The sequence below is a fragment of the uncultured Abiotrophia sp. genome, from assembly GCF_963520105.1.
GTDB lineage: Bacteria > Bacillota > Bacilli > Lactobacillales > Aerococcaceae > Abiotrophia.
The window spans coordinates 88,924-100,574 of sequence record NZ_CAUQPN010000006.1 but is presented as its reverse complement, the minus strand read 5'-3'; the positions used below and the strand labels follow the sequence as shown (position 1 = coordinate 100,574).

Sequence of the window (11,651 nt, the reverse complement as noted above, 5' to 3'; positions counted from 1 at the left end):
GAACACTTAAAAAACAAGGGCTTAGGAAATTTGTATAGCCAAAAAAGACGCCTTACTTAATAGGAAGACTAAATCAAAATCTTGGCCTAATAGAACACAAAAAGAACAGTATTTGACTAGTGTAAGCGCTAGTTTAGGGTATAATACAAGTAGTAGATTAATCTGGAAGGGAGTGAAGAAATGGAACTACTCAGACGATTATTTGGCGGCCGACGCCGCGCTGAGGAAGCAGAGAGCCAAGCGCAAGCGCAAGCTCAGCAAGCTGCTTTTGAGGCAGAATGGGAGCCCGTGGCAGCCTATGTGGATGCCGACTCAGAAGAAGCGCTAGAAGTCAGCGTGATTGCTTCTGCTCTAGCAGCGGCCAATTATCCCGACAGTCAATTTGTGGTCAAGCGCGTCTTGAAACGCAACCCCGAAGCGACGACTGTATCGGTGATTGCGTCAGCCATTGCGGCTGGGGACACCCCTGACAGCCAATGGGCGGTCAAGCACATTTATCAAAAACGCACATAAGGTTTATGGATTTATTTAGGAGGAATTATACAATATGTTACGCAAATTCAAAATCAAAGTTGACGGCAAAGAGTACTTGGTAGAAATGGAAGAAATTGGGGCCGTAGCGCCAGCCGCCCCAGTTGCGCCAGCGCCCGTGGCTCCTGCTCCAGCCCCAGCTGCACCAGCTAGCGAACCTGCAGCAGAAGCAAGCCCAGCGCCAGCTGCTCCAGTTTCTGTAGCACCAGCCGGAGCAGATGCCATGCCATCCCCAATGCCAGGGACTATTCTCCGCATCTTAGTTAACGTTGGGGACACAGTGACTGAGAACCAACCATTAATGATCTTAGAAGCCATGAAGATGGAAAACGAAATCGTAGCATCTAAAGCAGGGGTGGTATCAGGGATTCATGTGGCTAACGGCCAAGTAGTCAACCCAGGTGATGCCCTCATTACCATCAACTAATTTAGTCAGTAAAGGAGACAAACAGTGGAAACATTAATTCAAGGTATTACGACCATTAACATTGGTCAAGTTTTCATGATGGTCATTGGTGGCCTACTCATGTATCTGGGGATTAAGAAAGAATACGAACCAACCTTGCTGGTACCAATGGGCTTAGGGACGATTCTGGTTAACTTCCCGGGTTCAGGGGTCCTAGACCAAACCGTCGGTAACGTAACCCAACACGGGGTTTTAGACATCCTCTTCCGCGCCGGGATTGAGACAGAACTTTTCCCTCTACTTATCTTCATTGGGATTGGGGCTATGATTGACTTCGGGCCATTACTTCAAAATCCTTTCATGTTGCTCTTCGGTGCGGCAGCTCAATTCGGGATCTTCTTCGTTGTCGTAGTCGCAGTGTTAGCGGGCTTTGACATTCGTGAAGCAGCTTCTATCGGGATTATCGGTGCGGCTGACGGTCCTACTTCTATCTTCGTAGCCAACCAATTGGCACCTCATCTCTTAGGGGCCATCACGGTTGCAGCCTACTCCTACATGGCTTTAGTGCCAATCATTCAACCAGTTGCTATTAAGTTAGTAACAACCAAGGAAGAACGCAAGATCCGCATGACTTACCATGCTGAAGGCGTATCTAAGATGACTAAAATCCTCTTTCCAATCGTGATTACCATCGTGGCTGGTTTTATCGCGCCAATCGCCTTACCATTGGTAGGTTTCCTCATGTTCGGGAACTTATTACGTGAGTGTGGTGTCTTAGATAGCTTATCCGCAACAGCTCAAAACGAATTGGTTAACATTGTGTCAATCCTCTTAGGGATTACCATTTCAGTTAAGATGCAAGCTGGCCTCTTCTTGAATGTCCAAACCTTAATGATTATCTTGTTTGGTTTGGTAGCCTTCATCATGGACTCTATTGGGGGCGTTATCTTCGCCAAAATCTTGAACCTCTTCCGCAAGGACAAGATCAACCCAATGATTGGGGCGGCTGGGATTTCTGCCTTCCCAATGTCAAGCCGTGTGATTCAAAAGATGGCAACCGAAGAAGACCCTCAAAACTTCATCTTGATGTATGCTGTAGGGGCTAACGTTTCTGGACAAATTGCCTCCGTTATTGCCGGCGGGCTCTTGTTGTCTTACTTCATCCACTAAGATTGCGAGGTAACACTTATGAATTTAGATAACTTACGACAAGCTTTTGAACTCATGCTGATTGGGATGGGTGGGGTCTTCTTAGTTCTCGGTATCTTATACGGGGCTTCTGAACTCCTCATCAAGTACTTCCCAGTCGAAAAGGACTAAGACAAAATGGACGGCTACGTGACCAGACGCCTCTGGTTGGATCGTGACTCACAAGCCTTGAAAGATTGGCAGACCTTAATGCAGGCAGCTAATCTGAGTGACCAGGAAACGGTCGATTATACGATCGGCATTTATGATGGGACGCGCTTGGCAGCGACCGGGTCCTTGGACGGCAAGATTCTCAAGTGCTTGGTGGTTTGCGCCGCCTATCAGTCAGAGAACTTGTTGACGCAAGTGGTTATGGCCCTCTTGGAACGTTTGGATCAGGAAGGCTTGACCAATCGCTTCGTCTATACTAAACCAAAGAATCTTCCTTACTTTAAGGCCTTGGGCTTTCGGCTTCTGGCGCAAACCGAAGCCTTGCTCTTTATGGAGCAGGGCTTTCCGTCCTTTCAGGACTATCTGAGCTATTTGACTCAGCATAAGGTGGACAGTTCCCAAAATGGGGCCATCGTCATGAACGCCAATCCCTTTACCCTAGGCCATCGCTATCTGGTAGAACAGGCTTTGTCCGCCTGTGACCACCTCTATATCTTCGTGGTATCCGAAGATCGATCCTATTTTAGCGCGCAAGATCGCTTCAAAATGGTCCAAGCCGGGGTGGCAGATTTGGCCAATGTTACGGTCCTGCCTAGCCGTGATTATATGGTCTCGCAGGCTACCTTCCCCTCCTACTTTCTTAAGGAAAGGGCGGATTTGGCAGTGGCTCAGGTCCAGGCAGAGCTTGATGCGCAAGTCTTCAAGCAGTTCATTGCGCCTAGTCTAGATATTGCCATTCGCTTTGTAGGGGAAGAACCCCTATCGCCGGTCACCCAAGTCTACAATCAGGCCTTGGCCCAAGCCTTCGGCCAGGACTTAGACCTAAAGATTATCCCCCGTCTAGAAAAGGACGGCCAGGTTATTAGTGCGACCCGCGTACGGGCAGCGATTCAAGCAGGGAAGCTAGCTGACTGGGTCAACCTAGTCCCACAGTCAACCTATCATTACATACAGTCACAAGACTTACTGGGCCAAGACGCCCAGAGAGAAAAGGTGGAATAAAGATGGAAATTAAAAAAAGTGCAGTTGTTGGCACCTTGGAATCAAGCGATATTATGATTACCTTGAATCCGAGTGATGCTGGACGCATTGACATTCAATTAGAAAGTTCAGTCGAAAAGCAATTTGGGGCGCAAATTCGTCGTGTCATTGAAGACACCTTGACCCGCCTAGGCATTCAGTCAGCCCAAGTAGTGGCAGTTGATAAGGGTGCCTTAGATTGCACCATCCAAGCCCGGACCATTACGGTGGCCCATCGTGCAGCTGACTTATCAGAATATAACTGGAAGGAGATTGACTCATGGAACGCTTAAGAAGAACAATGATGTTTGTCCCTGGTGCTAATGCTGCCATGCTACGCGATGCGCCACTATACGGGGCTGACTCTATTATGTTTGACCTAGAAGATGCAGTCTCCCTCAAGGAAAAAGACTCTGCCCGCACCTTGGTGCACTTCGCCCTCAAAACCTTTGACTACAGCAATGTCGAAACCGTCGTACGGATTAACGGTCTGGACACTACCGGTGCCCTAGATATCGAAGCGGTAGTCTTGGCTGGGGTTGACGTGGTACGTCTGCCTAAGACCGAAAACGCCCAAGATATCGTGGATGTCGATGCTATTATTACCCGTGTTGAGCAGGAAAATAATATTCCAGTCGGTCGTACTAAGATGATGGCCGCCATCGAATCAGCTGAAGGGGTACTAAATGCTCGTGAGATTGCTAAGGCATCTGACCGTCTGATTGGGATTGCCTTAGGGGCGGAAGACTATGTGACCAACATGAAGACTCGCCGTTACCCTGATGGCCAAGAACTTTTCTTCGCTCGTAGCATGATTCTACATGCAGCGCGTGCAGCAGGGATTGCGGCCATCGACACAGTCTACTCTAACGTGGACAATATGGACGGCTTCCGTGAGGAAGTCACCCGCATCAAGCAATTAGGTTTCGATGGTAAATCGGTCATCAACCCACGCCAAATTCCAGTGGTTAATGAAGTATATGCCCCAACTGAGAAGGAAATCCAACAATCTAAGGAAATCATCTGGGCGATTCGTGAAGCCGAAGCTAAAGGCTCTGGTGTCATCTCAGTTAAAGGGAAAATGGTCGACAAGCCAATCGTGGAACGCGCTGAGCGGGTCATTGCCCTAGCCAAAGCAGCGGGACTCATTAGCGAGGAGGAAATTTAAGATGGTAGTCAACAAAGCAGGACGTGAAATTCCACAAGCAATCGCCGATCAATACGGCGTCTATGAAGGAGAGCTGGCACGGATTAAACCTTATGAAGCTTCAAGCCGTAAGGTAAAGCCCGTTGAACCACGCCAAGAAAAACTCTTGGGCAGCCTTCGCGAAGCCATTGAAAAGACCGGCCTCAAAGACGGCATGACCATTTCCTTCCACCACCATTTCCGTGAAGGGGACTATGTCATCAACATGGTCATGGAAGAAATTGCCAAAATGGGGATTAAGAATCTCTCCATCGCACCTTCTTCTATTGCTAACGTGCATGAGCCCCTCATTGAACACATCAAAAACGGGGTTATCACCAACATTACCTCTAGTGGTCTGCGTGACAAGTTAGGGGCTGCGATTTCTTCCGGTATTATGGAGAATCCAGTGGTGATTCGTTCCCACGGGGGACGTGCCCGTGCCATTACGGCAGGCGACATCCACATTGACGTAGCCTTCTTAGGCGCCCCAAGTTCTGACGAATATGGGAACGTCAACGGGACCAAAGGGAAAGCGACTTGTGGCTCCCTAGGTTATGCCATGATTGATGCTAAATATGCCGACCAAGTAGTGGTCATCACTGACTCCTTGGTGCCATATCCAAACACCCCAATTTCCATTCCGCAAACAGACGTGGACTATGTGGTCGTAGTAGACGCCATTGGGGACCCTCAAGGGATTGCCAAGGGGGCCACTCGCTTCACCAAGAACCCTAAAGAGCTCTTGATTGCAGAATATGCTTCTAAGGTGATTACCGGTTCTCCTTACTATAAGGAAGGCTTCTCCTTCCAAACTGGTACAGGTGGTGCCTCTCTGGCAGCAACCCGCTTTATCCGCGAACAAATGATTAAAGACGGCATTAAGGCTAGCTTCGTGCTAGGTGGGATTACCAATGCCATGGTTGAACTTTTAGAAGAAGGCCTCGTTGAGAAAGTCATCGACGTACAAGACTTTGACCACCCATCTGCAGTGTCCTTGGGTCGCAATGCGGACCACTACGAAATCGACGCTAGCATGTATGCTAACCCATTGTCCAAAGGGGCCATGGTTAACCGTTTGGATGTCGCCATCTTGTCTGCTTTGGAAGTCGATACTGACTTCAACGTCAATGTCATGACCGGTTCTGACGGGGTTATCCGTGGAGCTTCAGGTGGTCACAGTGACACCGCCTTTGCTTCTAAGATGTCCATGGTGATTTCACCATTAGTTCGCGGACGCATTCCAACATTCGTAGACACTGTTAACACGGTCGTAACGCCAGGGACTAGTGTAGACGTAGTCGTAACTGAGATTGGGATTGCCATTAACCCTAATCGCCCAGACTTAGTCGAGCACTTCAAGTCTCTCAAGGTGCCTCAATACACCATCCAAGAACTCAAAGAAAAAGCCTACAGCATCGTGGGCAACCCAGAACCGATTCAATACGGGGATAAGGTTGTAGCGGTCATCGAATATCGTGACGGTAGCGTCATCGACGTGGTGCGCAATGTCTAAGGGACTCTTTGATGGGCCTGAGGTCCATTTGGGCCAGGTTCTATCAGCCCGCGAGGCGCGGAGCCAGCGTCAGAGCCACTTACTCGAGACTTACACGCCGGCCGTCTTGGTTTCCATGACCCTCAACACGCCGGGGCCTGTCAAAAACTCTGAGGGCCTGTCCAAAATCGGTCACCAGCTAGCCCAGCTAGTCAGTGACCATTTGGCCCAAGAGGCGGTCCTTTACCAGGATTTGCTGGAGGCCGTGACAGGGCTCGAGGCCTATTGGGTGGTCAGCCAGGAGGCTGAACAGCTTAAGCGCCATTTAGTGACCTTTGAAGGGCAGCACCCCTTAGGTCGTCTACTAGACTTGGATGTTCTGGAACTGGTGGAAGGCATACCTTGCCCTATCAGTCGCCGGCAGCTAGGATTGGCCCCGCGCCAGTGCTTCCTCTGCCAAGCAGACGCCAAGCAGTGTGCTCGCTCACGCCAACACTCAGTAGCGGACATGCAGGCCTATATCAGTCAGGCCGTCGCTAACTATGAGGCCCAGACTGAATCCCCTTAAGGAAAGGAATAAACTATGAGCAAATTAATTCGTATCACTGAAACAGTCTTACGGGATGGCCAACAAAGCCAAATTGCCACTCGTATGACGACGGAAGATATGTTGCCAATTCTGAAAACCCTGGATCAAGCAGGCTTCCATGCCCTGGAAGTATGGGGCGGTGCGACCTTCGACTCTTGCATCCGCTTCTTAAACGAAGATCCATGGGAACGTCTGCGTCAAATTCGCGCAGCGGTCAAAAACACTAAGTTACAAATGCTCTTGCGGGGTCAAAACCTGCTAGGTTACCGTAACTATGCGGACGATGTAGTGAAGCTCTTCGTGCAAAAATCAGTCGAAAATGGGATTGATATTATCCGTATCTTCGATGCCTTGAACGATGTGCGCAACCTACAAACTTCGATTGAAGCAACCAAGGAAGCGGGGGGCTTAGCCCAAACAGCTATTTCCTACACCACTAGCCCAGTTCACACCCTAGACTACTATGTGGACTTGGTAGGACGCATGGCCAAATTCGGGGCAGATTCTATCTGTATCAAGGACATGGCAGGGGTTCTAACACCACAAGCTGGTTATGAATTGGTTAGCCGTATCAAGGATAAGGTAGATTTACCTTTGGAAGTCCACACCCATGCAACTAGCGGGATTTCTGAGATGACCTACCTCAAGGTAGCGGAAGCAGGGGCCGACATTATCGACACAGCCTTGTCATCCTTCTCTGGCGGGACTAGCCAGCCAGCCACCGAATCGATGGTCTTAGCCTTAGAAGACTTAGGCTTCAAGACAGGTGTGGATATGAAAGAAGTAGAAGCGGCAGCAGCTTACTTCAACGGCATCCGCGACAAGTTCCGGGCTGAAGGTGTGCTCAATCCTAAGGTTAAGGATACTGAGCCTAAGACCTTGATTTATCAAGTGCCTGGCGGTATGTTATCCAACTTGCTCAGCCAATTAACTGAACAAGGTTTGGCTGATAAGTACGATCAAGTATTAGCAGAAGTACCAAAAGTGCGGGCTGACTTAGGTTATCCACCACTGGTAACCCCATTATCACAAATGGTAGGGACCCAGGCGGTGATGAACGTTATTTCTGGCCAACGCTACAAGATGGTGCCTAAGGAAATCAAGGATTATGTCTTAGGCCACTATGGTCAAGCGCCAGCCAAGATTGATCCAGAAGTCAAGCAAACCATCATTGGAGACGCAGAAGTTGTAACAGTACGACCTGCTGACTTGATTGAGCCGCAATTACCAGAATTGCGGGAAGAAATTAAGGACTACGCTAAGTCTGACGAGGATGTGCTCATGTATGCCCTCTTCCCACAACAAGCCAAGGATTACCTAGGCCGCCGGGAAGATCCCTACTATGATGTGCCTGTTCAGACAGTGGAAGTATCCTTGGACTTACAATAAGCTAGAGAGGATGGGAGTCATTCCCGTCCTCTTTTTTTGTTGGGTCGGGCCAGGAAATAGAGGAGTAGTTGAAAAGTTGTGACTAAATCAGCACGTAAATAAGCGACTTCAGACCCTATCTATCAATAGATAGATTGATAGATAGGGAGAGCAAAAAAAGCAGCCAGCCCAGTGAGGGCTAGCTGTCTTTTATCCTATACCCGCGGAAGTGAAGGAAGTGAGGCGGGCCTTGAGGCTTTATAGGTAGTGTGTTTGGAAATGGGCCATGGCGTTAGCGAAGCTAGCTACCACGTGAGTGGCTTGGGCTTGAACTTCAGCTGGAGCATGATCCATACAATAGGAGATGTCAGCCACTGCGAACATGTCGCTGTCATTGCCTGAGTCGCCAAAGACTACCAGGCGGTCATAGTCAGACCGGATGATGGCTAAGCCGGAGGCCTTGGAGACCCCTTGGGCCGTTACTTCTAGCCGCGTAGAGCCTGATTTATAGGTAGCCAGTTGAGGAAACTTGGCTTGCAGGTCAGCTAGGTAGAAGTCGGCGGTCTCAGCACTTGGGCGGACATTGACCTTGTAGAGGCGATGACCTTCTAAGGCCGGATAAGGATCTGGCAAGCAAATCAAAGGCATATTCCAGAGCCGTTGCTTATGCTCGTGGTCGAAGTTACCAATGCGACGTTGACCGTCTAGGGCATCAAAGATTAACTTGTGCTCCTTGAAATAAGCCAGTAGCTTGGGGGTAACGTCTTCAGGTAAGTGATGCTCGGCCAGGAGTTGGGCATAGCAAGTAACAACTGCCCCATTGAAGCCAATCATATGCGTGACATCGAGGTCATTGCCTTGGACAATGTACTGGATCTCTGCCAGGGAGCGGCCAGTGGCGATGGAGAAGTCGCCCAGCTCTTTGGCGGTATGGTAGGCCGCCAAATCAGCTGCATTGACCGTGACAGAATCCTTGACGAAGGTACCATCTAAGTCTGTCACAAAGAGGTTACGCATGACTTATTCCTCCATGCCGAGGATGTCTTGGATCTCCATTTTCAAGACATTGGCGTGGGCCCCATAGATGGATTGCATTTGCATGTCGTTTTCGGCGAAGCCTAGGGCACCTAGTTGGTGAACGATGGTGTCTTTATCTACTTGGGTTTTGTCTTTGACATTAATCCGCAGGCGGGTGATGCAGGCGTTGACTTCTTCAATGTTGTCAGGGCCACCGTGAGCGGCAATCAAGCCCAGGGCTTGTTGATAGATACCTTCGGGACTGTCAGGAATGGTCTTCATGGCAGTGCCTGAGTTTAGCAGGGCTTGGTCTTCAGGGTGTAAGTCATTGTTACTGTTGTCTTGGCCGACTTGGTTAATGGTAACACCCAGTTTTTCGCGCGCTTCTTTCTTGCTTGAAAGTTTGACTTCATCGCTATCTTCACGACCTGGTGTCTTCAAGTTGAACTTGAGGATGAGCAAGCGGAAGACATAGTAGTAGAGGATGAAGCAAGGTACGCCGACGATGAAGACTAACCACCAGTGGGTCTTAGGCCCTTGCAGGACGCCGTAGATGATTAAGTTGATAAAACCGTGACCGGTTGGTGTTGCCACCCCAGCACCCAAAAGGTGCATTACTAATAAGGCAGCACCCGCCATGAAGGCATGGGCAACATAGAGGATTGGAGCAACAAAGAGGAAGGTAAATTCAATTGGTTCGGTAATCCCGGTTAAGAAGGCAGTACCAGCAGCTGCGAAGAGCAGAGAACCGACGACTTTGCGTTTCTTAGGATCGGCTGTCTTGTACATAGCGTAGGCAGCCCCAGATAAACCGAACATGAAGTAAACGAACTTCCCGCCGTTGAAACGGGTGATGGATGGGTCGATTGAAGTAATGTTAGGATCCGCAAGGGACGCTAGGTAGGCATTGATGGTACCTACAACGCGTTCGCCATTGATGGTCCAGGTCCCACCTAATTCAGTGGTACGTACTGGCCAGTTCAGCCCATGGTGGAGACCAAATGGTAGGAGTGCCCGTTCAACCAGCCCGTAGAGGAAGGTGCCTAGCGGACCAGACTTCAGGATGAAGACGGACATGACTGAAATCCCTTGTTGGATTGGTGGCCAGATGAAGAAGAGGATAACCGAAACAAAGGCCATGGCAACAATGGTCACAATCGGTACGAAACGTGGACCACTGAAGAAGCCGATTAGGGCAGGTAATTGTTTCTTAACTGCCCAACGGTGAACGAAGAAGACCACGACCCCGACGATAATCCCACCGAAGACGCTGAGGTCCAGGGTTTGAATCCCCATGACCTTAGTCTGCATGGCATTGGCCATGGCTAGTTTAGCTTCAGCGCTGGATAACTTGCTGGTGTCCACCAAGCTATGGCTTTGGACTAGGAGGAAGTTGAGGACGGAGTGTAAGACGATAAAACCGAGTACCCCGGATAGGGCAGCAGAACCTTTTTCGCGTTTGGCTAAACCAACGGCGACGCCGACAGCGAAGATAATAGGTAGGTTGTTGAAGGCTGTGTCCCCTAAAGTAATAAAGAATTTCATAATGAATTGGAAGATTTGGTTCTGAAGAACAGGGAACATCTTCAAGGTATCTGAGTTAGAAAAGGCAGTCCCAATCCCCTTAATAATCCCGGCCCCTGGCAAGACCGAAACAGGTAAGAGGAAGGATCGGCCAAACTGCTCAAAGGCATAAACAAATTTGTTTTTTTGACTCATTGCTAGTCGCTCCTTCATAATTTGATAAGTCTATTCTAGCAAAAAAGCAAACGCTTTAGTAAAATGTGCTAAAAAGTTCCCAAGGAAGATAAAATTGACTCCAAGAGGTAAAATTACCTCTAAATTTTGTGGTGGCTCCCCGCTGTGGTACAATAGAAATGTAAACCCTTAGGGGATCAGGAGGGATGACATGTTTTTCGTCAATCTAAAGGCTCACTATGAAGAATTATCGGTCTATGAACAGGAAGTCATCGACTATCTCATGAAGCAGGACAATATCGAGGCCCAGACCCTTAAGTCTATTGGGGCGGCCCTGCATTTATCAGCTTCGACTATTGTGCGGGCAGGTAAGAAGTTAGGCTATGCTACCTTCAATGAACTCAAGTATGACCTGCGCCGTAGTAAGGAGTCTAATCAGGAGTCTCATCATCTGGAGGCTAGTCACTTTGACTTGATGAAGGCCCAATTGACGGACGAGTTCCAACGGACCATGGCCCTATTAGCCCAGGCCGATTTCGAGTCGGTGGCCGACCGGGTCTTGGCAGCGCGCCGGGTCTTCTACGTGGGGATTGGGTCTAGCTATATGCCCATGTCTGACTTTAACCGTAAGCTCAAGCTCATTGATGTCTGGGCCAATGACTTCTTCGAACAGTATAGTATTGAACGCATTCCCGATATTGCCACCAAAGAAGATGTTATCGTGGTCTTCTCCCTAGGTGGGGCCAACAAGACGGTTAATGAGACTCTACTCAAGGCTCGCCAGAAGGGGACCCATATTGTGGCCATTACCAGCTTGACCCATCATCCTTTGGCCAAACTCAGTGATCAACTGATTCAGATTTATGATGCGCCCAAAGCGCGAAAGAAGATTCGGTCCCGGCTCATGCTCAACCTGGCCGGAACCCTCCTCTTCGAGACTTTACTCAAACGCCAGGCCGCCCAACAAGAGCAGGCCTAGGCA

The 11,651-nt window shown here is 49.3% G+C and carries 13 protein-coding genes; 11 read left to right on the top strand and 2 right to left on the bottom strand.

The features are described 5' to 3' along the window. Positions 1-180 precede the first annotated feature (180 nt). Genes RWO08_RS07045 through RWO08_RS07000 form a run of 10 tightly spaced genes read left to right on the top strand, consistent with a single transcriptional unit; the run spans position 181 to position 7,975 of the window. A complete protein-coding gene (locus RWO08_RS07045; protein WP_314211608.1) occupies positions 181-513 on the top strand; it encodes a hypothetical protein in 333 nt (110 codons plus the stop codon). Positions 514-547: 34 nt separating this feature from the next. Beyond that, positions 548-958: an acetyl-CoA carboxylase biotin carboxyl carrier protein subunit gene (locus RWO08_RS07040; protein ID WP_314211607.1), complete on the top strand. Its 411-nt coding sequence runs from the start codon at positions 548-550 to the stop codon at positions 956-958. A gap of 24 nt (positions 959-982) precedes the next feature. Further along, positions 983-2,107: a sodium ion-translocating decarboxylase subunit beta gene (locus RWO08_RS07035; protein ID WP_268442528.1), complete on the top strand. Its 1,125-nt coding sequence runs from the start codon at positions 983-985 to the stop codon at positions 2,105-2,107. An 18-nt stretch (positions 2,108-2,125) separates the two neighbouring features. Continuing rightward, positions 2,126-2,257: an OadG-related small transporter subunit gene (locus RWO08_RS07030; RefSeq protein ID WP_298078484.1), complete on the top strand. Its 132-nt coding sequence runs from the start codon at positions 2,126-2,128 to the stop codon at positions 2,255-2,257. 6 nt (positions 2,258-2,263) lie between these two features. After that, positions 2,264-3,298, top strand: coding sequence for a [citrate (pro-3S)-lyase] ligase (gene citC / locus RWO08_RS07025; protein WP_315271221.1), 1,035 nt, complete (start codon positions 2,264-2,266; stop codon positions 3,296-3,298). Positions 3,299-3,300: 2 nt separating this feature from the next. Then, positions 3,301-3,609: a citrate lyase acyl carrier protein gene (citD, locus tag RWO08_RS07020; protein ID WP_070756744.1), complete on the top strand. Its 309-nt coding sequence runs from the start codon at positions 3,301-3,303 to the stop codon at positions 3,607-3,609. Beyond that, entirely contained in the window at positions 3,597-4,484 is an 888-nt protein-coding gene (citE, locus tag RWO08_RS07015) for a citrate (pro-3S)-lyase subunit beta (protein ID WP_291428105.1), read from the top strand. Before citD ends, citE begins: the two co-directional genes overlap by 13 nt. Position 4,485: 1 nt before the next feature. Beyond that, complete coding sequence (citF, locus tag RWO08_RS07010) at positions 4,486-6,018, top strand: citrate lyase subunit alpha (protein ID WP_314064301.1); 1,533 nt, start codon at positions 4,486-4,488, stop codon at positions 6,016-6,018. Next, a complete protein-coding gene (gene citX, locus RWO08_RS07005) occupies positions 6,011-6,565 on the top strand; it encodes a citrate lyase holo-[acyl-carrier protein] synthase (RefSeq protein ID WP_314211605.1) in 555 nt (184 codons plus the stop codon). The genes citF and citX overlap by 8 nt, the downstream gene beginning before the upstream one ends. Positions 6,566-6,580: 15 nt before the next feature. Beyond that, on the top strand, positions 6,581-7,975 hold the full coding sequence (locus RWO08_RS07000) for an oxaloacetate decarboxylase subunit alpha (RefSeq protein ID WP_314211604.1): 1,395 nt from the start codon (positions 6,581-6,583) through the stop codon (positions 7,973-7,975). Between the two features lie 237 nt (positions 7,976-8,212). On the opposite strand, the gene RWO08_RS06995 is transcribed toward RWO08_RS07000, so the two are convergent. Then, positions 8,213-8,971, bottom strand: a complete 759-nt coding sequence (locus RWO08_RS06995; RefSeq protein ID WP_314211603.1) for an HAD-IIB family hydrolase — start codon at positions 8,969-8,971, stop codon at positions 8,213-8,215. Positions 8,972-8,974: 3 nt separating this feature from the next. Next, positions 8,975-10,690 carry a PTS transporter subunit EIIC gene (locus RWO08_RS06990; protein WP_314211602.1) on the bottom strand — a complete coding sequence of 572 codons (1,716 nt, stop codon included), beginning with the start codon at positions 10,688-10,690 and terminating at the stop codon, positions 8,975-8,977. Between the two features lie 190 nt (positions 10,691-10,880). On the opposite strand from RWO08_RS06990, the gene RWO08_RS06985 reads away from it, so the two are divergent. Continuing rightward, on the top strand, positions 10,881-11,648 hold the full coding sequence (locus RWO08_RS06985) for a MurR/RpiR family transcriptional regulator (RefSeq protein WP_314211601.1): 768 nt from the start codon (positions 10,881-10,883) through the stop codon (positions 11,646-11,648). The last annotated feature ends 3 nt before the right edge of the window (positions 11,649-11,651 follow it).

Coding starts and splice junctions, on each gene's coding strand:
- RWO08_RS07045 (WP_314211608.1), top strand. CDS start 181: ATGGAACTACTCAGACGATTATTTGGCGGCCGACGCCGCGCTGAGGAA.
- RWO08_RS07040 (WP_314211607.1), top strand. CDS start 548: ATGTTACGCAAATTCAAAATCAAAGTTGACGGCAAAGAGTACTTGGTA.
- RWO08_RS07030 (WP_298078484.1), top strand. CDS start 2,126: ATGAATTTAGATAACTTACGACAAGCTTTTGAACTCATGCTGATTGGG.
- citC (WP_315271221.1), top strand. CDS start 2,264: ATGGACGGCTACGTGACCAGACGCCTCTGGTTGGATCGTGACTCACAA.
- citD (WP_070756744.1), top strand. CDS start 3,301: ATGGAAATTAAAAAAAGTGCAGTTGTTGGCACCTTGGAATCAAGCGAT.
- citE (WP_291428105.1), top strand. CDS start 3,597: ATGGAACGCTTAAGAAGAACAATGATGTTTGTCCCTGGTGCTAATGCT.
- citF (WP_314064301.1), top strand. CDS start 4,486: ATGGTAGTCAACAAAGCAGGACGTGAAATTCCACAAGCAATCGCCGAT.
- citX (WP_314211605.1), top strand. CDS start 6,011: ATGTCTAAGGGACTCTTTGATGGGCCTGAGGTCCATTTGGGCCAGGTT.
- RWO08_RS07000 (WP_314211604.1), top strand. CDS start 6,581: ATGAGCAAATTAATTCGTATCACTGAAACAGTCTTACGGGATGGCCAA.
- RWO08_RS06995 (WP_314211603.1), bottom strand. CDS start 8,971: ATGCGTAACCTCTTTGTGACAGACTTAGATGGTACCTTCGTCAAGGAT.
- RWO08_RS06990 (WP_314211602.1), bottom strand. CDS start 10,690: ATGAGTCAAAAAAACAAATTTGTTTATGCCTTTGAGCAGTTTGGCCGA.
- RWO08_RS06985 (WP_314211601.1), top strand. CDS start 10,881: ATGTTTTTCGTCAATCTAAAGGCTCACTATGAAGAATTATCGGTCTAT.